The following is a 22,698-nucleotide window of genomic DNA, read 5'->3' as shown; positions in this document are numbered from 1 at the left end:
TTCAGCGGACAGCATTTAGTATTGTCCCTATCGACTATCACGACTAGATTAATCATTACCACACCCTATTTAAATAAACGCACAGGGAAAATAAAACAGGAAATTATTCAGAAAAAATTATCAATCCGATAAGCATCAGAAAATCTAACGAATCACAGAGGGTAATATGATGCAGCCACTCACCGCCCGCCAGAGCCGTTTATTGAAATATCTGTTACAACACCAGGGATATGTAACAGTTAAAGATATTGCACATTACCTGGATGTGTCAGAAAAAACCGTCTATCGCGATATGCAATTTGTTGAAGCCTTCCTTTCTGTCTGGAATATTTATCCAGACAAAAAGGTCGGTGCGGGGATCATGTTAACAACGGATGACGATCGACACCTCACGTTACTGGAACAGCAACTTGTCGTAGATGATGGAGATACCGACGCCCTGATCAATAATGCTAGGCGCGTCAAAATCGCCTCACAGTTGTTAAGCGACACGCCTCACGAAACCTCCATCAGCAAGCTGTCTGAACGCTATTTCATCAGCAGCGCCTCTATCGTTAACGATCTGAAAATCATCGAAAGCTGGCTACACCCACTGGGATTATCGCTGGTGCGCAGCCAGAGCGGCACGCACATTGAAGGCAGTGAGAATCAGGTGCGCCAGGCGATGGCATCACTGATTAATGACGTTATGCACCATAAAGAACCCGGCCCGCTTAACCACTCTCGTCTCGACCCCAGTAGCTATAAGGCATTGATCAATTATTTCGGCGAAAAAGACGTTTCCTTCGTTGAAGCACTGTTACAGGACATGGAGAAGCAGCTTTCTTATCCACTCGGCGAGCCTTATTACATCAATATTTTCACCCATACCTTAATTATGATGCACCGCATTGCGCAGGGAAAAGCGCTCATCATGGCGGAAGAATCGGTGCATCAGCAGGTTGATAATCGTATATTCTCCATTGCTCAAAATATGGTGACCCAAATAGAGCAACGCGTCGAGAGCACGCTACCTTCTGATGAAGTCTGGTTTATTTACCAATATATTATTTCTTCAGGCATTGTGATGGAAGAGCGTGCAGATAATCAGTTGCTCCACTATCAATTTTCTAATAGTGAATCGCGCAGAATTACGCGTGCATTAACGCAGGTATTTTCTGATTTAATCAATGTCGACTTGCGCACAGATAAGTTATTACATGAAGGATTGCTCATTCATATCAAGCCATTACTTAACCGATTAAAGTATCAAATACACATTCGCAATCCATTATTAGACGATATCAAAAGCGAATTTATCGATATTTATGAAATGACTCAGCAAGCCATGAATGAAGTCTGTCTGCGATTTCAATTAAAACCGGTCGCTGAAGATGAAGTCGGCTATCTGACCATTCATTTTCAAGCCGCGCTGGAACGCCAAATTGCTCACAAACGTATTCTGGTGGTGTGCTCCAGCGGTGTAGGTACGTCACATTTGCTAAAAAATCGTATTCTGCGTGCGTTTCCTGACTGGATTATTGTTGGCGTTATTTCAGCCAGTAATATGCAGATATTTTGCCAACAGGAAAATATTGAACTGATTATTTCTACGATTCATCTGGAAGAGCAACAGATCCCTGTTGTTTATGTCTCTGCCTTTTTTAATGACGATGACATTAAACGCGTTACCGAAAAAGTTATCGCTAATCAACTGCATCAGGTCGTCCTCCATTGATTATTGGCCGAACGTTAATTTTTTAAATTTATAGATGAGGTGTGATAAATGGATATCAATAAAATACTGAATGCCAACCGCGTAAAATTAAACATGTCCGCGACCAATAAAGATGAAGCGATTAATGAATTAGCCGATCTGTTGTATGCCGATGGTGCCATTATCAACAAACAGGATTTTATTCACGATGTCTGGTTACGTGAAGCCGAAGGGTCGACCGGTTTTGAAAACCATATTGCGATCCCTCATGGGAAATCATCCGCCGTAAAACAAACCACGCTCGCGATTGGCCGAACCCGTCAGGATATTCCCTGGGAAACACTCGACGGCAGCCAGGTTCGCTGCATTATTCTCTTTGCCGTGCGTCTGGAAGATCAGAACACGACACACATTCGCCTGCTGTCTCAGGTTGCCAGTGCACTGGCCGACGATGAGGTGATTGCTCAACTGTTGGACGAATCCGATCCCCATAAAATTATTCGGCTGTTTAGTCAGTATGCAGAAACAGCGCCTGTCACTCCGACATAAGACGAGGCTCAAAATGAATATTGTTTGTGTTGCCGCCTGCACGGCGGGTATCGCGCATACCTATATCGCACGCGAGAAACTGATTAAAGGTGCCAACGCGTTAAATTACGCGATAAAAGTGGAAACCCAAGGCACCATTGGTACGGAGAATGAATTAACCCACGACGAAATAGCCGCTGCCGATGTCGTTATTCTGGCTATCGATATCAAAATAACAGGAGAGGAGCGATTTAAAGGCAAACCTATCGTTCGGGTAAAAACGGAGGTCGTTATTAAATCTCCCATCAAGTTTCTGGAAAAAGTCGCTAGCTCTTTAGCGGGTGCCTGAATATATCCATTTCGGGGTAATCATTATGAACACCAGAAAAATCACTGTTGGACAGGAAATAAAACGGCATCTTCTTACCGGTATTTCCTGGATGATCCCGCTGATTGTTGCAGCCGGGATCTGCATTGCACTCGGTCAGGTCATCGGTGGCCCGGATGTCGGTAAGCAAACCGGCAGCATCGCATGGATGCTTAATCAGATCGGCGGCTGGGGAATGGGCCTGATTGTGCCACTGATCAGCGCGGCGATCGCTTACTCCATTGCCGACCGCCCCGGCTTCGCACCCGGCCTGATTGTGGGCTTTATCTGTGGCCAGATTCAAACCGGGTTTATCGGCGGTATTCTCGGTGGCTTTCTGGTCGGCTACACCGTGCTGCTGCTGCGCCGCTACATCAAACTCCCCACGTCGATGCAGGGGCTGATGCCCGTCATGATCCTGCCGTTGCTCAGCACCATTATCGCCGGGCTTCTGATGATGACGTTTATCGGTCAACCCATCGTCTGGCTGCAAAAAGCGCTGATTCATCTGCTGGAATCCATGCAAGGGGGGTCGAAATTCCTGATGGGCGCGATTTTGGGGGCGATGGCGACCTTCGATTTCGGCGGACCGGTGAACAAGACGATGTCGCTCTTCGCGGACGGCATGCTGGTCGATGGCATTTACGGGCCGGAAGCCGTCAAATTTGTCGGTTCAATCATTCCACCTTTCGGCATCACGCTTTCTTTCCTATTGACCCGCTACAAATACACCCGTGCAGAAAAAGAAGCGCTGAAAGCCGCCTTCCCGATGGGGATCTGCATGATCACCGAAGGGGTAATCCCGATTGCCGCACGCGATTTGTTCAGGGTCGTTGCCAGTTGCGTCGTCGCCTCCGCCATTGCGGGCGGGCTGATCATGGTCTGGGGTGTGGAGGCTCCCGTGCCACACGGCGGCATGTTTGTTGTTCCCTTGTTTACCAAGCCGCTGATGTTCTGTCTGGCACTCGGTATTGGCACAGTAATCTGCGGCGTGATGCTGTCGCTGATTAAAAAGCGCGTCACGCAGGCTGATGAAGAGTTCGACGATGTTGACGACAGTCGCGTGCGTGACGAAGACATTAAATTCACTCTCGAATAACAGGAGCCGCCATGTATGCCGCAATGAAAACCCTCATTGATGACGCGTATCAACAGCAATATGCCGTGCTCGCCATCAACTGTTTCAATCTGGAAACTGCGCGTGCGGCCATTACCGCCGCCGAGCAACAGCGTGCGCCGCTGATCTTGAATGTGTACCAAGGGCACAGTGCGCACTTTCCACCGCCTCTCGCGGTGCCGCTGGTCAAGGCATTGGCTGAACAGGCAACCATTCCTGTGGCGCTCAGTCTGGATCATGGCAAGGCATTTAACCTGATTGGGCAGGCGTTCCGCGCAGGGTTTACCGGATTGATGATCGATGCTTCCAGCCACCCGCTGGCGGAAAACATCCTGCGCACGCATCAGGTGGTGAAGATAGCCGCGACCGCTGGCGTCTGCGTGGAAGGTGAGCTTGGGCATATCGCCGATGCCCCGTCTACGACCTTGAGGATGCCACGGTGAAAATGACGCAGGTGGAAGATGTCGTTCCCTTTATCAACCAAACCGGTATCGACCTGCTTGCCGTATCGGTCGGCACCGCCCACGGTATTTACCCTGCTGAGGTAACGCCACAGATTGATTTTGAGCGTCTGGAAGCGCTGCACCGGGAATCCACGGTGCCACTGGCGCTACACGGCGGTAGCGGCACTAAAGCCGACGACATCCGTCGCGTCAGCCGTCACGGCGTCGCCAAAATCAACGTCGGCGCAGCCGTCTTTGAGGCAGGGAAAACGGCATTGCAGCAGGCGCTACATCAGCACCCAACGATGGAACTATCTGACCTGCTAGCGACGATGGAGACTGCCTGCCGCGACGTGGTCGTCGATTATCTCAGTTGGTCTGGTTCAACTAACAAAGCCTGACCGTTCGCTCTTTACCGACTTTCGCCATCAGTGGTTATCCACTGGTACAGGAATGCTTTGCTCTTTATCCGACACAGGAGAGAAATAACATGTTGATTTCTATGACTGATATGCTTCAACCCACGCGTGAGCACCGCTTCGCTATCGGGGCGTTTAACGTAGCCGATAGCTGCTTTATCCGCGCTGTGGTGGAAGAAGCCGAAGCAACGAATACCCCCGCCATTATCTCTATCCATCCGAGCGAGTTGGCCTTCGTCACCGATGAGTTCTTCGCTTACGTGCGAGAAAGAACGCTGCGCAGTCCGGTGCCATTTGTCATCCACCTCGATCATGGTGCCTCGATTGCGCATGTTCTGCGCGCTATCCAATGCGGGTTTACCTCCGTGATGATCGACGGATCGCTCCTGCCTTATGAAGAGAACGTCGCGCTCACCACTGAAGTGGTGAAACTCGCGCATGCCGTTGGCGTTTCCGTGGAAGGGGAATTAGGCACGATTGGTGATACGGGCACCACGATAGAAGGCGGCGTCAGCAAAGTGATCTATACCGACCCCGAGCAGGCGGAAGATTTCGTCAACCGGACGGGTGTCGATACATTAGCCGTTGCCATCGGCACCGCACACGGTATCTACCCCAAAGATCTGAAGCCAGAGCTGCAAATGCATATCCTGCGGGATATCTCGCAGCGGGTATCGATCCCGCTCGTCCTGCACGGCGGTTCAGCGAACCCGGACGCCGAAATTGCCGAAGCGGTGACGCTGGGCGTGGGCAAAATCAATATCTCCAGCGATATGAAATTCGCCTATTTCCAAAAAGCGCGGGAAATACTCAGCCGTGAAACCTGGTGGGATCCTAATGCCATCTACCCAGAACCGATTAACGCGGCAAAAGAGGTGATCCGCTACAAAATGGCGCTCTTCGGCTCAACAGGAAAAGCCGATTTATATCGATAGATACGCCACACGATCGGAACAAGGCAAGGGGAAGATTCTCTTGCCTTTTATCTTCTACGTATTATTTCAGCATAGCGTCATTCTTTTTCTTATTGTTGATATTCAGTCAACAGTGTTATGCACCATCCCCCATTTTTCTTCATCGCTCGCTCCCCTAGACTACGCCCAACCTCTTCGTTGATAACTCATTCGAGAACAGACCTATGCAGAATATTTTGCTGATTAACGCAGGCAAATCGTTCGCCCATTCCAAAGGTGAACTGAACCATACCCTTACCGATGTCGCCGCCAGTTTCCTGCGCGATAAAGGCCACGATATCCGCGTGACAGTCGTGGACAACGGCTATGATATTGAACAGGAAATTCAGAACTACCTGTGGGCGGACACCATCATTTACCAGATGCCGGGTTGGTGGATGGATACGCCGTGGATCCTGAAGAAATACATTGATGAGGTGTTTACCGCCGGCCACGGTTCTCTTTATGCCAGCGATGGCCGCAGCCGTTCGGATGCCAGCAAGAAATACGGTTCTGGTGGGTTGTTGCAGGGCCGGAAATACATGCTGTCTCTGACGTGGAATGCACCGCTGGAGGCCTTCAACGATCCCGACCAGTTCTTTCACGGTGTGGGGGTGGATGGGGTTTATCTGCCGTTCCATAAAGCGAATCAGTTTATCGGGTTATCCCCACTGCCGACCTTCATCTGCAATGATGTGATGAAAGAACCGGATGTCCCTACTTATCTTGCAAATTACCGCCAGCATCTGGACGAACATGTTGCCTGATTGGCGTTTTAGGTAGCTTTCCACCGCGGTGGGCCACATCTCACAGCGGATTTTCCGTGAGCTTCTCGCTCATAAAATCAAGAAAACAGCTAATGCGCGCCGCCAGTTGGCTATTGCGATAATACACCGCGTAAACTGGCAGGCGGGCCTCCACCGTCTCCTCGACAAGGATTGGCACCAGTCGTCCCGCTGCCAAATCGTCGCGGATCAGGAAGTGAGACATTTGCATAATCCCTTCACCTTTTAGCGCCAACTGACGCAATATCTCACCGTTTGATGCGGATAGTACAGGTGTGATGGGATAGAAGTCATGAAGCTCGTGCCGCAGCGGCCAGCGATTCAGCGACTCCGCTTGAGTAAATCCCAGGCAAAGATGATCGGCCAATGCTTCGACCGTCGTGGGAGTACCGTGCTGCTGTAAATAATCAGGGCTGGCAACAATATGCAGCTTGCTTGCGCCAAGCGGCCGCGCATGGATAGTGGAGTCTTTGAGTGTGCCGATACGAATCGCAATATCGGTATGCTGCTCTAGCAAATCAATAATGAAATCATCGGTATTGAGTTCAAGAACGATCTTAGGATAACGGCGGCGAAACTCCGGCACCAGAGGCACAATCACATGCTGCATAAACGCCGAACCCGAGTTGATCCGCAGCCGTCCGCTCGGTTGCTCGTGCCGCAATAACACCTGTTCTTCGGCATATTCCACAGCATGAATCACACTACGGGCATGCTCAAGAAACATCGTGCCCTCTTCGGAAAGCGAGAGACGTCGCGTGGTACGGTGCAGCAGGGTCGTCCCCAGCTTGTCCTCCAGACGCCGCAACGCCCGGCTGATGCCAGACGTGGTTTGCCCAAGCTGTTCCGCCGCCGCCGTGATCGAACCCGTCTCAATCACGACGACAAAAGCCTGAAGTTCCTCAAGCGTGACTTTCATAAGCGAATATACCTGCCATCGATGAGGTATCCGATCAAGGCGTTATACTTCGAGCTCCACCTTATCGCCTTTCTCTTGCAGCCAGTTGCGACGATCTTCCGAGCGTTTCTTCGCCAGCAGCATATCCATCATCGCCATCGTCTGATCCATCTCCTCGTCGTTGATGGTCAGTTGCACCAGACGGCGAGTATTGGGATCCAGCGTGGTTTCGCGCAGTTGTGGCGGGTTCATTTCACCCAGACCTTTAAAGCGCTGTACGTTCGGCTTGCCTCTCTTGCGCTTAAGCTGTTCCAGCACGCCCGCTTTTTCCTCTTCGTCCAGCGCGTAGTAAACCTCTTTGCCCAGATCGATACGGTACAACGGCGGCATCGCGACATAAACGTGTCCACCTTGAACCAGTGCCCGGAAATGACGGACAAACAGCGCACACAGCAGCGTCGCAATGTGCAAGCCATCGGAGTCCGCATCCGCCAAAATACAGATCTTGCCGTAACGCAGTTGGCTGAGATCGGCGCTGTCAGGATCGATACCGATCGCGACAGAAATATCATGTACTTCCTGCGACGCCAGCACTTCGTCAGACGAGACTTCCCAGGTATTCAGGATCTTACCTTTCAATGGCATGATCGCCTGGAACTCTCGCTCGCGCGCCTGCTTCGCCGATCCGCCCGCCGAATCCCCTTCCACCAGAAACAGTTCCGTCCGGCTCAGATCCTGCGAGGTACAATCCGCCAGTTTGCCAGGCAACGCCGGTCCGCTGGTCAGCTTTTTACGCACCACTTTTTTGGCGGCGCGCATACGGCGCTGAGCGCTGGAAATTGCCAGCTCCGCCAGTTGTTCCGCAGCCTGCACGTTCTGATTCAGCCACAGGCTGAACGCGTCTTTCACCACGCCGGACACAAACGCAGCACACTGCCGTGAAGACAGGCGTTCTTTGGTCTGCCCAGCAAACTGTGGTTCCTGCATTTTTACCGACAGCACATAGGCACAGCGTTCCCAGATATCATCTGCGCTCAGCTTCACGCCGCGCGGCAAAATATTGCGGAATTCGCAGAATTCACGCATCGCATCCAGCAACCCTTGACGCAGGCCGTTAACGTGCGTCCCGCCCATCGGCGTCGGAATAAGGTTAACGTAGCTTTCCGTCAGCAGGTCACCGCCTTCCGGCAGCCAGAGCAGCGCCCAATCTACGGCTTCAGTCTCACCAGTAATCGATCCCAAAAACGGTTTTTCTGGCAGCGTGATCAGGCCATTTATCGCCTCACACAGATAGTCATTCAGGCCATCCTGATAGCACCATCGCTGCTCGGTGTTGTTCACTTTATCTTTGAAGATGATTTCTACACCGGGGCATAAGACCGCTTTGGCCTTCAGCAGATGCGTCAAACGAGAGACCGAAAAACGGGCGCTGTCGAAGAATGTCTCATCCGGCCAGAAATGCACGCGTGTCCCGGTATTACGACGACCACAGGTGCCGGTTACGGTGAGTTCCTGCACTTTATCGCCGTTTTCGAAGGCGATGTCATACACCTGACCGTCACGACGCACGGTGACTTCAACACGGGTAGACAGGGCGTTCACCACGGAAATCCCTACACCGTGCAAGCCCCCTGAGAATTGGTAATTCTTACCAGAAAATTTGCCGCCCGCATGCAGACGGCACAAGATCAGCTCAACGGCGGGGACACCCTCTTCCGGGTGGATATCTACCGGCATCCCACGACCATCATCAATCACTTCCAGCGATTGATCGGCGTGCAAAATCACATCAATACGGCGTGCATGACCCGCCAGCGCTTCATCAACGCTGTTATCTATGACCTCTTGTCCCAGATGGTTAGGACGCGTGGTATCGGTGTACATTCCCGGACGACGGCGCACCGGTTCCAGCCCGCTGAGTACTTCAATCGCATCAGCGTTATAACTTGATTGAGCCATAGTTTGCGTTAATTCTTTGAGTTCAGTGAATGGTGTTTAACGAACCGCTTTCAGCGATTCGTTTTTCAATGCATATGCGGCGGTTCAGTCTGTCGTAAGCCCTAAGAAATTCACGATCGGTGTGAAGAAGTGCTCAAATCCGACAAAGGCATGACTGCCCCCTGACTCCACCGTTTGACGGCAGGCCGTGTAATACGCGACTGCCTGACGATAGTCCAGAACCTCATCCCCCGTCTGCAACAGCAGCCAGAGCAAATCCGGCGATTCCAGTCGGTCAACCTGCATGACCTTTAGATCGTAAACGTGCCGAGACTCTAGCACATATTGTTCACCGGTGTAGGGGTTCTGATATTCTCCCAGATGGTCCAGCAGCAGTTCAAACGGCTTCACAGCAGGATTCACCACCACGGCAGGCAGCATAAAACACTGAGATAACCAGGTGGCATAATAACCACCGAGGGAAGAGCCAACAATCCCCACTGGACGACCCGCCCGAGCCATAATCAACGATTCCATCATCTCAGCCGCCTCCGACGGATACGGTGGAAGCTGTGGGATCACCATGTCAATTTCAGGGTGCTGTTCTGCCAGCCACGCTTTTAACGCGGTCGCTTTCGCCGACTGTGGCGTACTGTTGAAACCGTGCAAATAAAGAAGCGTAGGCATTAGTAACCGTCCGAATTCATGTCAGGCAGGAACTCGCTGCCCGACAGACGATAGACCTCCGTTTCCAGGCAGCCATCCGGCAGCAGGTCCAAATAGCGCCATCCCGGTGCCACGTCATCAATGGTGAAATTGGTACAGTGCGGTTTGAACTGCACACAGGTTGACGGCGTTGCCAGCAAGCGGCGACCATGCCAGTCAAAATCCATCTCCTGATGAATATGCCCACACAGCACGGTGTTCACCTTCGGATAGCGATCCAGTACCGCAGACAAATTATGCGCATTGCGCAGGCTGTGTTGATCGAGCCAGGTACAGCCGGAAGGATGCGGATGATGGTGCAGCAACAGCAAGGTAAAACGGTCGGGCTGGCCTTGCAGGCTACGCTCCAACCATTCAAGCTGGTATTCACTCAGTTCACCGTGTGGCACGCCGAACACCTGGCTGTCCAATAGAATGATCTGCCATTTATCACCCAGCAGCACGTGTTTGGATGGCGCAATACCGGCGTCAGCCAGCGCATCGACCATCGCGGGTTGGAAATCGTGGTTACCCGGAAGCCATACGCAAGGAGCTGGGATCTGTGCAATCCCACTCGAAAAATGGTGATAGGCTTGCAGCGTATGATCCTGCGCCAGATCGCCCGTCGCGACAATCAAATCAAACGCCTCCTGCCGAACCTTGATGGCATTCAGCACAGCGTGATAGCTACGATAGGTGTTGATACCCAGCAAGGTTTCATGCTCGCCCGCAAAAAGATGGGTATCTGTTATTTGTAAAATTCTGACTCTGGCGCCACTCGCCACAGGCAGTGTCAACAGGCTTTCCAAATGGTGTCCTTGGTTACGTAAATCTGTCTCTACCCGTCATCTTTCAAATTGCAGAATATACCCATCATACTTCAAGCTGCATGTGCGTTGGCTTTCCTCGCTCACCCCAGTCACTTACTGATGTAAGCTCCCGGGGATGAATGAGAGACATATTGTCTCTCACCAGAGGTCAGCCTTTGGCTGCTCAAATTCGCCTTTGACGAATTTGTCACTGTGTCGCCGCGTTACGATGCTCATCGCTGAGCATCGCCCTAAAGGGCTAACGCTTCGCGTTGTTCAAAACGTTAACGTTTTGTCCTGCAACTCGAATTATTTAGGGTATACGTTGGTTTCCCTTGTGGCTCGGCGGCCACTTTCCTGCACATTGAAATCTATTGGGTATCAAAAACCGGTATCGACATCGAACCATACGCCAAACAATATTTTAGCCAATCAGCAAGAAACTGATTAATTTGATGCTTTTCGTCACGTTGATGTAACTTCTTATTAGGATAATCATAACGTGCTTTGAAGCGAAAGATCTGCTGGCTGGCACACACTTCCGCAACCAACGCGTCATGATACAACCTAACGCTCATCATTGGCAGACTCCAATAGCTGACAGCAGGTGCCGTCTGCTTAATCTCAACCAATGACGTATAGCGAGTAGATTCAAGGATCGTCAGTTGATAGACCGCATTATTGACGTGATAAACCGCGATTTCACCAACTTCATCAATTTTTGGCAGCAAACGCCGTAATTGCATGAAGTTAGTTTCACATAACCTCATCATGGCTGGGAAATCCGGGGTATAACGTTTCATCAATTCAATCCACCCACGCACGTTTCAGTTCTTCATGGTGCAACGCTAACCATTGCAAGGCAATGACAGAGGCGGCGTTATCAACGATGCCTTCCTCAACCCATTGATAACTTTGTTCTCGGCTCACCACATGCACGCGAATATCTTCGTTTTCTTCCGCCAGGCCGTGGATCCCTTGCGCCGAACGCGTGTCCACCTCGCCCACCATCACCGCCAGACGTTCGCTGGTGCCGCCGGGGCTGGCAAGATAGTTGATTATCGGTCGACAGCGGCCAACCCTTAATCCGGCTTCTTCCTCTGCTTCACGCCGCGCCACCTCTTCGTGGCTTTCTCCTGGCTCAATCATGCCAGCCACCAGTTCAAACAGCCAGGGAGACGCGCTGGTGTCATAGGCGGCGATACGAATCTGTTCTATCAGCACCACTTCATCCCGTACCGGATCGTAAGGCAGCAGCACGACAGCGTGGCCACGCTCCAGGATCTCACGGCTGACTTCGCCGCTCATACCGCCATTAAACAGACGATGGCGGAAGCGATAACGCTCCAGCGCAAAAAAACCGTCATACAGTTTTTCACGTGCAATAATTTCTACATCATCTTTGGTGAAAGTAACGGGACCGGACACGGAAGACACCACGGCTGCACTCCTGTAACAAGTATTAATGGAATCCAGTATTGTAGGGCGGAACCCACTGTCATTATACTCATCATTGTTTTTGAGCATTTATTAGGCGTGACGTCAGCGAAACCGAGGGTTATACCCACACACCGCATTGCTTTTCGGTATCTTACTGAACAACAACGCGTCACACTGAATCACCCGAAAGGTCAATTTACCTGACTCTTCGAACGTATTTCGCTGAAAGATGGCACGTTCAGCTACCTTATCCTATTGGCAGATTCTGATAGAATCGACAATTATTCGTCTACAGACAGCGCTACCATAGCGAGATTGCTGCACAACAAGGAATGCAAATGAAGAAATTGCTCCCTCTTCTTATTGGTCTGAGCCTGGGCGGTTTTAGCGCCATGAGCCAGGCGGAAAACCTGTTACAGGTCTACCAGCAGGCAAAAAGCACCAACCCTGATTTACGCAGCTCTGCGGCAACACGCGACGCCGCGTTTGAAAAAATCAACGAAGCACGCAGCACGTTACTGCCGCAGTTGGGGATCAACGCAGGGTATACCTATAACAAGGGTTACCGTGACAGTAACGGCGTCAATAACAATGAGAAAAGCGCGTCATTACAACTAACCCAGACGCTGTTCGACATGTCCAGATGGCGTGCGCTGACGCTGCAGGAAAAACAAGCCGGTATCGAAGATGTTGTGTACCAGACGGCACAGCAAAATCTGATGCTGAACACAGCGACCGCCTATTTCAATGTGCTGCGCGCGATTGACTCGTTGTCCTATATCAGCGCTCAGAAACAGGCAATTTATCGTCAGTTAGACCAGACGACACAGCGCTTCAACGTGGGTCTGGTTGCGATTACCGACGTCCAGAACGCCCGGGCACAGTATGACAGCGTGCTGGCAAATGAAGTTCTGACGCGTAATACGCTGGACAATGCGCTGGAATCACTGCGCCAGATTACCGGCAATTTCTACCCGCAGCTCGCTGGCCTGAATATCACTCATTTTTCTACTCAGAAACCCGAAGCCGTCAACAATCTGTTAAAAGAAGCGGAAAACCGCAACCTGAACCTGTTGTCCGCACGTTTGAGTCAGGATTTGGCCCGTGAGCAAATTCGCTCATCCGAAACCGGCTATATGCCAACGCTAGGACTCACCGCATCGACGGGCGTAAGCGATACCCGTTATTCCGGCTCACGGACGAATAGCGGCAACTTCAACGACACCGACGCAGGGCAACACAGAGTTGGCATCAACTTTACGCTCCCACTGTACAACGGCGGTATCACCAACTCTCAGGTCAAGCAGGCACAGCACAGCTATGTCAGCGCCAGTGAGCAGCTAGAAAGTGCGCACCGTTCAGTGATCCAAGTAGTCCGTTCATCGTTCAACAACATCTCTGCTTCCATCAGCAGCATCAACGCTTACAAGCAGGCTGAAGTGTCTGCACAAAGCTCTCTGGATGCAATGGAAGCGGGTTATCAGGTCGGAACGCGTACCATCGTTGACGTGCTGGATGCTACCACCACGTTGTATAACGCCAAACAGCAGCTCTCCAGCGCACGTTATGATTATCTGATCAACCAGTTAAACATTAAATCCGCGCAGGGAACGCTGAATGAAAGCGATCTGCAAGCGCTGAATGCGTCGCTGGGTCAACCGGTGTCAACCACGCCGACCATAACGGACGACAGCGCTCCGCAGACGACGACCGCCTCGGCGCAGCGTTAATCCGTAGCGATTTTTAAACCAACGCCCGATACAGGGGGAACCACCGTTCCCCCTTTTTCATACCTACACTCTTTCCACAGAAGAATGTGGCTGCGCCAAAATGCCGAAACGGTTACGTGCTCCATAACGCGAAATGTCGCACAACAGAGTGTATAACAACGTAAAGAGTCCGTTCGTTACGACCATTAGTCCCATTGGCGCTTTAAATTCAGGCAACGTTCCCCTATTCTTAGCGACACATATTTGTCATTAATCATGACACTTTGCTCTGGGATAAACACAATGAAACGTACAAAAAATATTAATCAGGAAACGTTCCGCAAAGAATGGAGAACGTATCGCCTGGCACCCGTTGCCTTAGCCGTCAGCGCGGTATTTTTCCTCGCGGGCTGCGAACAAACCGATGAAACCGTCTCCCTTTACCAGAATGCGGATGACTGTTCGTCAGCTAACCCGTCAATGGCTGCCCAATGCACCACCGCGTACAATAATGCATTAAAAGAAGCGGAAAAAACGGCACCAAAATACGCGACAAAAGAAGATTGCGTAGCGGAATTTGGCGAAGCACAGTGTACTCAAGTCCCCGCGCAGGCAGGTATGGCAGCAGAATCGCAACAGGGCGGTGGCATGTCCTGGATGCCGCTGATGGCCGGTTACATGATGGGCCGCATGATGAGTGGCGGGGCCGGTTTCACACAGCAGCCGTTGTTCAGTTCAAAATCCCCCACCAGCCCGGCTAACGGCAAATTCGTCGATGCTACCGGCAAAAACTACGGCAACGCGACGACAGGCCGCACGATGACAGTGCCTAAAACTGCACTGGCACCGAAGCCTGCAACGACATCCACCATTACGCGCGGCGGCTTTGGTGAAACCGTCGCCAAACAAACCAGCATGCAGCGTAGCAGCGCCAGTTCAAGTTCCAGCTCTTCCCGTAGTATGGGCGGCTGAGGACGTATCGAATGAAGCGGATAGATATTACAGCACGTCCTGACTGGCAGGAAAAAGCCACCGAGTTTGGTTTTCGTTTTCACACCATGTACGGCGAACCCTACTGGAGCGAAGAGGCATACTATCAGTTCACGCTTGCCCAGATCGAAGAGCTGGAAGAAACCACGGCAGAACTGCACCAGATGTGTCTGCAGGTGGTGGAAAAAGTCGTCAGCAGCGACGCACTGCTCACCAAATTCCGCATTCCCAAGCACACCTGGGAATTCGTCAGGCACTCATGGCGCACCCATCAGCCTTCGCTGTATTCACGCCTCGATTTGGCGTATGACGGCAAATCCCCAGCCAAACTGCTGGAAAACAATGCGGATACGCCGACGTCGCTGTACGAAGCCGCTTTTTTCCAATGGCTGTGGCTGGAAGATCAAATCAACGCCGGGAAGCTGCCGCAGAATTCTGACCAGTACAACAGCATTCAGGAAAAGCTGATTGAACGCTTTGAGGAACTGAAGCTGAATCACGGCTTTGGCTTGCTGCACTTTGCCTGCTGTCAGGATACGGAAGAAGATCGCGGTACGGTGCAATATCTCCAGGATTGCGCGCTGGAAGCGGGTCTGCCGAGCGAATTTCTGTACATCGAGGAAATCGGCCTCGGTGAGAAAGGTCAGTTTACCGATCCTGAAAATCAGGTAATTAGTAACCTATTCAAGCTGTATCCATGGGAATTCATGCTGCGTGAGGTGTTTTCCACCAAGCTGGAGGATGCAGGTGTGCGTTGGCTGGAGCCAGCCTGGAAAAGTATCATTTCCAATAAAGCGCTGCTGCCGATGCTGTGGGAAATGTTCCCCAATCACCCCAATCTACTTCCTGCCTATTTCGCGGAAGATGAACACCCTGAGCTAGACAGCTACGTCATTAAGCCGCTGTTTTCACGCGAAGGGGCAAACATCCAGATCGTCGAAAATGGCAAAGAGATAGCGTCAGCCGATGGCCCTTACGGCGAGGAAGGCATGATCGTCCAGCAATACCATCAATTGCCGAAGTTCGGCGACAGCTACACGCTGATTGGTAGTTGGCTGGTGAACGATCTGCCCTGTGGTATCGGTGTACGTGAAGATCGCGCCCTGATCACTCAGGATCTCTCGCGCTTTTATCCACACACCATTCTGGATTAAGCAGCAAAATTGAAAGTAACAAGGCACGGTTTTCACCGTGCCTTCTCATTTCTAAAGCAAAGTGTGGGTTATCCCACCAGCACCGACAGCATGCTCAGCGATCCCATCTCAAGCCCATCGACCGGAATACTCATCGCTTCTTTGCCGTCCCAGCTTCCCAGCACATAAAGCAGCGGGAAATAGTGGTCGGGTGTCGGGTTAGACAATGCCGCACCATCATGCTGCATAAAATTAACCAACGGATGGTCGTTGCCCTGATAGGCTAGGTTATCACGCACAAATTGATTGAATGATATCGCCCACGGGTACGCGTCTGCATCGCCGTCCCATTTCACCATTCGTAGGTTATGTACCACGTTGCCGCTCGCGACAATCATAATGCCTTCATCACGCAGTGCCGCCAACTTGCGCCCTAATTCGTAGTGATACGCGGCAGGTTGCGTGCCATCGACGCTCAGTTGCACAACGGGAATATCCGCGTCGGGGTACATCTTTATCAGCACGCCCCAAGAACCATGATCCAATCCCCATTGGCTTTGATCGGCGGTAACGGGATACGGAGCCAGCGCCTGCTGGATCCTCGCCGCCAATTCAGGTGAACCGGGTGCTGGGTACTTCGTATCAAACAGCGCCTGCGGGAAGCCACCAAAATCATGAATGGTGCGCGGATTTTCCATCGCCGTCACCGCCGTACCACGGGTATACCAGTGAGCAGAAACCGCAATAATCGCCTTCGGACGTGGTAGCGTCTCACCCAGCGTTTGCCACGCCTGAGTATACGCATTGTTTTCCAACACGTTCATCGGGCTACCGTGGCCGAGGAACAGTGCGGGCATCCGGGAAGTGTTGTTCATAGTCATATCCTCTGAAAGATGTCAGCGAACGTGCCGCAGCACGCGATGACGTTACTTTACGCGCTTTATGACACAGAAAAAGTCAGAGTTATGTGATGGAGAACATCAATTAATTTGAAAGGAATAACGCAGTAAGAAAAAACCACCGAGGAAGAAGCATAAAGCGTAAAAGGCAGAGTTAAATAGACCGATCTTTAGTATCAGAATAAATCTGGTTTCCTTCACGCCTTCCAACCCCCATAACCATTACAGTAATGGTGTCATCCTGAACTAAATACACCAGTCTGTAGCCAGCAGACTTCAGTTTAATTTTATACTGATCTTTGCGACCATGAAGCTGAGCCGAAGGAACACGAGGATTCTCTAGGCGCTCGGCCAACTTCTTCTTGAATTGTTCCCGAACAGGATGCCCTAACTTTTTCCATTCCTTCATTGCAGAAGGAACAAATTTCAACTTATAAGTCATCGAGCGAAATCTCTTTCGCATCAACTATCTCTGACATCCGCTCATCGACGGTATGCCCCAATTCTGCATCTTCAGCGAGTTCCATCAAGTAAGCGAATACGGCAGGAGGCACGCAATAGAACGCAGGCTCATTGCGGTTCAGTATAGCGATAGTTTCACCTTCAGCAGACCGCACCGTCCCCATTGGATCACGTTTCAACTCAGTGATACTGGCTGCTGTATTAGTTAGGATGTTGAAAGCCATAATCTCCATCTCTCAATCAGGTTAGCTAAAGACCGCTTAAAGATACTAATAATAGCACCTTTAAAAATACCCACCATAGTGTTTTTCAGCCAGTACTTCCTATTGACCGCTAAGCCGCTTTCTTTCATAAAAAGCGTCGTGGACAGTCATTCATCTTGCCTACCCACATAAAGCAAAACCCCGCCGAAGCGGGGTTTTATGATGAAGGGAGTTGACCGTTAAGCCGGGTTCTGTCGTGGACAGTCATTCATCTAGGCCAGCAATCACTCACTGGCTCAAGCAGCCTACCCGGGTTCAGTACGGGCCGTACCATGTGAACCCCTATTTGGCCTTGCTCCGGGTGGAGTTTACCGTGCCACGAACTGTTGCCAGTCGCGCGGTGCGCTCTTACCGCACCCTTTCACCCTTACCTGATCCCACTTGCGTGGGCCATCGGCGGTTTGCTCTCTGTTGCACTAGTCGTAGGCTTGCGCCTCCCAGGCGTTACCTGGCACCCTGCCCTATGGAGCCCGGACTTTCCTCCCCTCCACCTGTCTCCCCCGAAAGGGACGGCAGTGAAGCGGCGACTGTCTGGTCAACTCCGGCGCGGATAATAGGGTAAATTGCCCTACTTGTCATCCCCCGATTCACCACTATCGCCTTCTTGTTCCAGCCCATAGCGGTAAAGCGCGTTTTTCTTCACGCCGTGAATTTCAGCCGCCAGCGCCGCCGCTTTCTTCAGCGGCAGTTCGGCACGCAATAGCGCTAGCGTGCGCAGTGCCTCAGAAGAGAGCGCACTATCATCAATCTGATGCCCTTCGACAATCAGCACCATCTCCCCTTTGCGGCGATTCTCATCTTCTTTCACCCAGGCAAGCAATTCGCCTACAGGTGCACCGTGAATCGACTCCCAGGTTTTGGTGATCTCGCGTGCTAGCACCACATAGCGCTCAGCCCCCAGCACCTCGCTGATATCCTGCAAGCTGTCCAAAAGACGATGTGTGGATTCGTAGAAAATCAGCGTGCGGGTTTCTTCCCCTAGCTCACGCAGCTTATCTTTACGCCCTTTGGTTTTAGCGGGCAAAAAACCTTCATAGCAAAAACGGTCAGACGCCAGACCGGACGCGGAGAGCGCCGTTATCGCTGCACAAGCGCCCGGCAGTGGCACCACGCGCACGCCCGCTTCGCGGCAGCGCCGAACCAAATGGTAACCGGGGTCGTTAATCAACGGTGTGCCCGCATCTGAAACCAGCGCGATGCTTTGCCCTGACTGCAATTTAGCCAGTAGCACATCCGCTTTTTGTTGTTCGTTGTGATCGTGTAATGCGAACAGTCGCGCATTAATCGCAAAATGTTGTAACAGCAAACCGGTATGGCGGGTATCCTCTGCGGCGATCAGATCAACGCTTGCCAATACCGCCAGCGCACGCTGCGTGATGTCGCCCAGATTGCCGATTGGTGTGGGGACAATATAGAGGGTAGATGCAGAAATGTTTGCTTGTTGGTCTTGATTCATTGTTTCATCCGGGTTGCCGATTTAATATTGAGCATCTTTAAAAGAAACCACTGGATACAGTATGCTTCCCTTTCATTTAGTCCGTACCCAGGCAGGGCGTGTTATCCCTGTTTTGTTAGCGGCACTGTTTCTCGCAGGCTGTCCAAGCCATGCACCGCAGAGCCCGCCACCCGAGGTTCAGGGCAAAGCTGACGCATCATCCGATTATTATCTGCAACAGATGCAGCAAAGTAGCGATAATAACAAGGCTGACTGGCAATTACTTGCTATTCGTTCCCTGTTACAGGAAGGAAAAGCCCCGCAGGCAAGCCAGCAGTTCAGCACCCTGCCAGAAAAACTGAGCGCGGCGCAAAAGCAAGAACAGCAGTTACTCAGTGCGGAACTGTCCGCCGCCCAAAACAATATGGATGCGGCCAAGGCAGCGCTGAGCCAGCTTGATGTGAGTGCGCTTTCCGACCAGCAGAAGCAGCGTTACTACCAGACACAAATCAAAACGGCACAAGGGCGTCCTTCCATTGAGCTGCTGCGGGCCTACATCGCGCAGGAGCCGCTACTGAAAGGCGACGAGCACCAGATGAATCTCGATCAGACCTGGCTGGCATTGACGCAAATGTCACCACAGGAGTCTGGGGCGCTGCTGATTAACGCGGATGAAAACGTGCTTCAGGGCTGGGTGGATTTGCTGAATAACTACCAGAACAACCGCGAGTCTCCTGACCAATTACAGAGCGCGATTCAGGACTGGAAAACCCGTTATCCACATCATCCTGCCGCGAAAAACCTGCCTATGCAGTTAAATCAGGTCGTCAATTATCAGCCATCGGCTGTAAATAGCATCGCGCTGCTGTTACCGCTTAACGGCCAGGCACAGGTTTTCGCTAATGCTATCCAGCAAGGTTTTAACGCAGCAAAGAATGGTCAGATAGCCACCATGTCCGTCTCTGCGCCCGTCGCACCGCCAACGGATACCGCACAAGCCGGACAGGTAACCTCACCATCAGATGGTCAGAACGCTCAATCACCCGCGCCATACAGCGATCAGGCGGTGCCAGCACCTGCAACACAGGCCACTGGCGCCGGGCTGTCCAGCTCGCTCCCGGTAAAAGTATATGACACCTCTTCACAACCGCTGGCCAATATTCTCACACAGGCACAACAGGATGGCGCATCGCTGGTTATCGGTCCACTGCTGAAAAATGAAGTGGATCAGTTGGCGAGCAGCCAGTCGCCGCTGAATATTTTGGCACTGAACCAGCCGGAACGCGTCGAAAATAGCCCTAACATCTGCTATTTCGCGCTCTCGCCAGAAGATGAGGCCAGAGACGCGGCAAAATTTATCCACCAGCAGGGTAAACAGCAGCCTCTGGTCTTAGCCCCTCGTGGTGCGCTGGGTGACCGTATCATCAACGCCTTCGCGCAGGCCTGGAACCAGCAAAGCGGTACCAGCTCTCTGCAACAACGCTTTGGTAATTCGGCAGAGTTAAAACAAGCCATCAATAGCGGCGCAGGTTTAAGCCTGAACGGCCAGCCCGTTAACCTATCGCAGCAGCAGACACAGGCGGGTACCACCATCGGTGGGCTGACTATCCCATCACAGGTTCAACCAACGGCCAGTTCGTCCGTCAGCGGTAATGTCGATGCGGTCTATATCATCGCCACACCGGATGAGTTGGCACTAATTAAGCCGATGATCGATATGCGTACCACGTCACGCGCTCGTCCTGCGCTCTACGCCAGCTCACGCAGCTTCCAGGCTGGATTAGGCCCTGACTTCCGCCTCGAAATGGAAGGTTTACAGTTCAGTGATATCCCGCTGTTAGCCGGCGCAAACCCGGCGCTGATGCAACAGGTCAGCAGCCAGTTTAAAAATGATTACTCGTTAGTCCGCCTGTATGCCATGGGGATGGATGCTTGGACGCTCGCCAGCCACTTTGGTGAAATGCGCCAAATTCCAGGCCACCAGATTCCTGGTGCAACAGGAATGTTAAGCGCAGGGCCGGATTGCACGATCAATCGGCAGTTAACCTGGCAGCAATACCGTCAGGGCCAGTTGGTACCCGTTCTCTGAATCAGCGAGCCGCTGGCGCAGTTTACGAACAGCAAGCTCGGCGCTATCTTGAACGCGCGGGCCTGACCTTCACCGCCGCGAATGTTACGCTACGCGGCGGTGAACTGGATTTGATCATGCGCGATCGCCATATCTGGGTGTTTGTCGAAGTACGCTATCGGCGCAACGCGCATTTTGGCGATGCGGCAGCCAGCATCACCCGACGCAAACAGCAGCGGTTGCTGCATGCCGCTGCCGTGTGGTTAGCGCAGCGAGGCGCCAGTTTTGACACGGTAGATTGCCGTTTTGACGTGCTGGCTATTACGGGCAAAGAGTTCAACTGGCTCCCCAATGCCTTTGCTGCACAGGGATAATACATCCTTGATGGATTTCAATTTACGTAGGTTAACTCAACGTGCTGGATAGAATAAAAGTTTGTTTTACCGAGAGTATTCAAACGCAGATTGCAGCGGCAGAAGCCTTGCCTGACGCTATTTCCCGTGGCGCGATTGCAATGGTGCAATCTCTGCTAAACGGCAACAAAATTTTGTGCTGCGGTAACGGAACATCGGCAGCCAATTCACAGCACTTTGCCGCCAGCATGATTAACCGCTTTGAAGCAGAGCGCCCCAGCTTACCCGCCATCGCACTAAATGCAGATAATGTGGTCTTAACTGCGATAGCCAATGACCGCTTGCATGAAGAAGTCTATGCCAAACAAGTCAGAGCGTTAGGTCAGGCAGGCGACGTACTACTGGCAATTTCAACCCGTGGCAACAGCCGCGATATTGTTAAAGCCGTAGAATCTGCCGTTACCCGTGACATGACGATTGTCGCCTTGACCGGCTACGATGGCGGAGAACTGGCCGGGTTGCTCGGGCCGCAGGATGTGGAAATTCGCATCCCGTCACACCGCAGCGCCCGTATTCAGGAAATGCACATGTTGACAGTAAATTGCCTGTGCGATTTGATTGATAACACACTTTTTCCACACCAGAACGATTGAAGGAGCACTACATGAGGATAAGTTTTGCATTTGCCGTGCTGTCTATCGCCCTGCTGCTACAAGGCTGTGTCGGGGTTGTCGCGGTTGGCAGTGCTGTGGCGACCAAAACGGCTACCGACCCGCGTACCGTCGGCACGCAGGTTGACGATGGCACACTGGAAGTCCGCGTGACGAATGCAATCAGCAAAGACGAGCAGTTGAAAAAAGATGCCCGTATCGTTGCGACGGCTTATCAGGGGAAAGTTCTGTTAACGGGGCAGGCTCCAAGCACAGAGATGGCAAGCCGGGCTAAACAAATCGCCCTCGGCGTGGAAGGTGCAGTCGAAGTCTACAACGAAATACGTCAAGGCACCCCGGTTTCAATGGGAACCGCCTCTCTGGATACCTGGATCACCACCAAAGTTCGCTCACAGATTCTGGCAAGCGACACGGTTAAGTCCTCTAACGTAAAAGTCACCACGGAAAACAGCGAAGTCTTCCTGTTAGGTTTGGTGACACCGCGTGAAGGCACTTCCGCCGCAGAAATTGCCAGTAAGGTTGGCGGTGTTAAGCACGTGACGACAGCCTTTACCTACCTGCAATAATACGACGCTTTTACGAACAAAAACCGCTGATGTCTCTATCAGCGGTTTTTT

23 protein-coding genes, 1 other RNA gene and 1 pseudogene are annotated in these 22,698 nt (G+C 51.9%); 14 read left to right on the top strand and 11 right to left on the bottom strand.

Annotation, left to right across the window (positions count from 1 at the left end):
• The first annotated feature begins 166 nt into the window (after positions 1–166).
• The 7 genes and pseudogenes from A7983_RS09835 (at position 167) to A7983_RS09805 (ending at position 6,290) form a co-directional block, all read left to right on the top strand.
• The gene (locus tag A7983_RS09835; protein ID WP_005975570.1) at positions 167–1,717 is read left to right on the top strand and encodes a BglG family transcription antiterminator; all 1,551 of its coding nucleotides are present in this window, start codon (positions 167–169) and stop codon (positions 1,715–1,717) included.
• A gap of 48 nt (positions 1,718–1,765) precedes the next feature.
• Complete coding sequence (locus A7983_RS09830) at positions 1,766–2,245, top strand: PTS sugar transporter subunit IIA (RefSeq protein WP_005975568.1); 480 nt, start codon at positions 1,766–1,768, stop codon at positions 2,243–2,245.
• A gap of 13 nt (positions 2,246–2,258) precedes the next feature.
• A complete protein-coding gene (locus A7983_RS09825) occupies positions 2,259–2,573 on the top strand; it encodes a PTS fructose transporter subunit IIB (RefSeq protein ID WP_005975566.1) in 315 nt (104 codons plus the stop codon).
• A gap of 25 nt (positions 2,574–2,598) precedes the next feature.
• Complete coding sequence (locus tag A7983_RS09820; RefSeq protein WP_005975565.1) at positions 2,599–3,690, top strand: PTS fructose transporter subunit IIC; 1,092 nt, start codon at positions 2,599–2,601, stop codon at positions 3,688–3,690.
• Positions 3,691–3,701: 11 nt separating this feature from the next.
• Positions 3,702–4,552, top strand: a pseudogene (locus A7983_RS09815) (class II fructose-bisphosphate aldolase).
• A gap of 89 nt (positions 4,553–4,641) precedes the next feature.
• Positions 4,642–5,505: a ketose-bisphosphate aldolase gene (locus A7983_RS09810; protein WP_005975559.1), complete on the top strand. Its 864-nt coding sequence runs from the start codon at positions 4,642–4,644 to the stop codon at positions 5,503–5,505.
• A gap of 203 nt (positions 5,506–5,708) precedes the next feature.
• Entirely contained in the window at positions 5,709–6,290 is a 582-nt protein-coding gene (locus A7983_RS09805) for an NAD(P)H-dependent oxidoreductase (RefSeq protein ID WP_005975557.1), read from the top strand.
• A 40-nt stretch (positions 6,291–6,330) separates the two neighbouring features.
• Here A7983_RS09805 and A7983_RS09800 read toward each other — a convergent pair whose 3' ends face one another.
• The 6 genes from A7983_RS09800 to nudF form a co-directional block, all read right to left on the bottom strand.
• Positions 6,331–7,227: a LysR family transcriptional regulator gene (locus A7983_RS09800; protein WP_005975555.1), complete on the bottom strand. Its 897-nt coding sequence runs from the start codon at positions 7,225–7,227 to the stop codon at positions 6,331–6,333.
• 42 nt (positions 7,228–7,269) lie between these two features.
• On the bottom strand, positions 7,270–9,165 hold the full coding sequence (gene parE / locus A7983_RS09795) for a DNA topoisomerase IV subunit B (protein WP_005975553.1): 1,896 nt from the start codon (positions 9,163–9,165) through the stop codon (positions 7,270–7,272).
• 84 nt (positions 9,166–9,249) lie between these two features.
• On the bottom strand, positions 9,250–9,831 hold the full coding sequence (gene yqiA, locus A7983_RS09790; protein WP_005975551.1) for an esterase YqiA: 582 nt from the start codon (positions 9,829–9,831) through the stop codon (positions 9,250–9,252).
• Positions 9,831–10,658 (bottom strand): 3',5'-cyclic-AMP phosphodiesterase, encoded by an 828-nt coding sequence (cpdA, locus tag A7983_RS09785; RefSeq protein ID WP_005975549.1) that lies wholly within the window; start codon positions 10,656–10,658, stop codon positions 9,831–9,833. Before cpdA ends, yqiA begins: the two co-directional genes overlap by 1 nt.
• Positions 10,659–11,029: 371 nt before the next feature.
• Entirely contained in the window at positions 11,030–11,464 is a 435-nt protein-coding gene (locus A7983_RS09780) for a DUF1249 family protein (protein ID WP_069704158.1), read from the bottom strand.
• A gap of 1 nt (position 11,465) precedes the next feature.
• Positions 11,466–12,098 carry an ADP-ribose diphosphatase gene (gene nudF / locus A7983_RS09775; RefSeq protein ID WP_005975546.1) on the bottom strand — a complete coding sequence of 211 codons (633 nt, stop codon included), beginning with the start codon at positions 12,096–12,098 and terminating at the stop codon, positions 11,466–11,468.
• 338 nt (positions 12,099–12,436) lie between these two features.
• Between nudF and tolC the strand changes: the two genes are divergently transcribed.
• The 3 genes from tolC (at position 12,437) to A7983_RS09760 (ending at position 15,951) form a co-directional block, all read left to right on the top strand.
• Positions 12,437–13,828, top strand: a complete 1,392-nt coding sequence (tolC, locus tag A7983_RS09770) for an outer membrane channel protein TolC (RefSeq protein ID WP_005975544.1) — start codon at positions 12,437–12,439, stop codon at positions 13,826–13,828.
• A gap of 282 nt (positions 13,829–14,110) precedes the next feature.
• Positions 14,111–14,779, top strand: coding sequence for a DUF1190 family protein (locus A7983_RS09765; RefSeq protein ID WP_005975541.1), 669 nt, complete (start codon positions 14,111–14,113; stop codon positions 14,777–14,779).
• 11 nt (positions 14,780–14,790) lie between these two features.
• Positions 14,791–15,951 (top strand): glutathionylspermidine synthase family protein, encoded by a 1,161-nt coding sequence (locus tag A7983_RS09760; protein WP_005975538.1) that lies wholly within the window; start codon positions 14,791–14,793, stop codon positions 15,949–15,951.
• A 68-nt stretch (positions 15,952–16,019) separates the two neighbouring features.
• Here the strand turns inward: A7983_RS09760 and ygiD are convergent, their stop codons facing one another.
• The 5 genes from ygiD to rsmI all read right to left on the bottom strand — a co-directional run bounded on the left by ygiD (position 16,020) and on the right by rsmI (position 19,010).
• Positions 16,020–16,805, bottom strand: coding sequence for a 4,5-DOPA-extradiol-dioxygenase (ygiD, locus tag A7983_RS09755; RefSeq protein ID WP_005975536.1), 786 nt, complete (start codon positions 16,803–16,805; stop codon positions 16,020–16,022).
• Positions 16,806–16,983: 178 nt separating this feature from the next.
• On the bottom strand, positions 16,984–17,271 hold the full coding sequence (locus A7983_RS09750) for a type II toxin-antitoxin system RelE family toxin (protein WP_005975534.1): 288 nt from the start codon (positions 17,269–17,271) through the stop codon (positions 16,984–16,986).
• The gene (locus tag A7983_RS09745; RefSeq protein WP_005975532.1) at positions 17,261–17,515 is read right to left on the bottom strand and encodes a type II toxin-antitoxin system Phd/YefM family antitoxin; all 255 of its coding nucleotides are present in this window, start codon (positions 17,513–17,515) and stop codon (positions 17,261–17,263) included. Before A7983_RS09745 ends, A7983_RS09750 begins: the two co-directional genes overlap by 11 nt.
• 203 nt (positions 17,516–17,718) lie before the next feature.
• Positions 17,719–18,097, bottom strand: an RNA gene (gene rnpB / locus A7983_RS09740) — RNase P RNA component class A.
• Positions 18,098–18,122: 25 nt separating this feature from the next.
• Positions 18,123–19,010: a 16S rRNA (cytidine(1402)-2'-O)-methyltransferase gene (rsmI, locus tag A7983_RS09735; RefSeq protein ID WP_005975531.1), complete on the bottom strand. Its 888-nt coding sequence runs from the start codon at positions 19,008–19,010 to the stop codon at positions 18,123–18,125.
• Positions 19,011–19,071: 61 nt separating this feature from the next.
• Between rsmI and A7983_RS09730 the strand changes: the two genes are divergently transcribed.
• The 4 genes from A7983_RS09730 to dolP are packed head-to-tail and all read left to right on the top strand — an operon-like array spanning position 19,072 to position 22,647.
• Entirely contained in the window at positions 19,072–21,078 is a 2,007-nt protein-coding gene (locus tag A7983_RS09730) for a penicillin-binding protein activator (protein WP_005975529.1), read from the top strand.
• Positions 21,075–21,431, top strand: coding sequence for a YraN family protein (locus A7983_RS09725; RefSeq protein ID WP_172645151.1), 357 nt, complete (start codon positions 21,075–21,077; stop codon positions 21,429–21,431). The genes A7983_RS09730 and A7983_RS09725 overlap by 4 nt, the downstream gene beginning before the upstream one ends.
• A 41-nt stretch (positions 21,432–21,472) precedes the next feature.
• Positions 21,473–22,063, top strand: a complete 591-nt coding sequence (gene diaA, locus A7983_RS09720; protein ID WP_005975525.1) for a DnaA initiator-associating protein DiaA — start codon at positions 21,473–21,475, stop codon at positions 22,061–22,063.
• Positions 22,064–22,074: 11 nt separating this feature from the next.
• Complete coding sequence (gene dolP, locus A7983_RS09715) at positions 22,075–22,647, top strand: division/outer membrane stress-associated lipid-binding lipoprotein (RefSeq protein WP_005975523.1); 573 nt, start codon at positions 22,075–22,077, stop codon at positions 22,645–22,647.
• Positions 22,648–22,698 lie beyond the last annotated feature (51 nt).

Origin of the sequence: Pectobacterium wasabiae CFBP 3304 (assembly GCF_001742185.1) — a bacterium.
GTDB lineage: Bacteria > Pseudomonadota > Gammaproteobacteria > Enterobacterales > Enterobacteriaceae > Pectobacterium > Pectobacterium wasabiae.
This window is presented reverse-complemented; position numbering and strand designations above follow the sequence as displayed.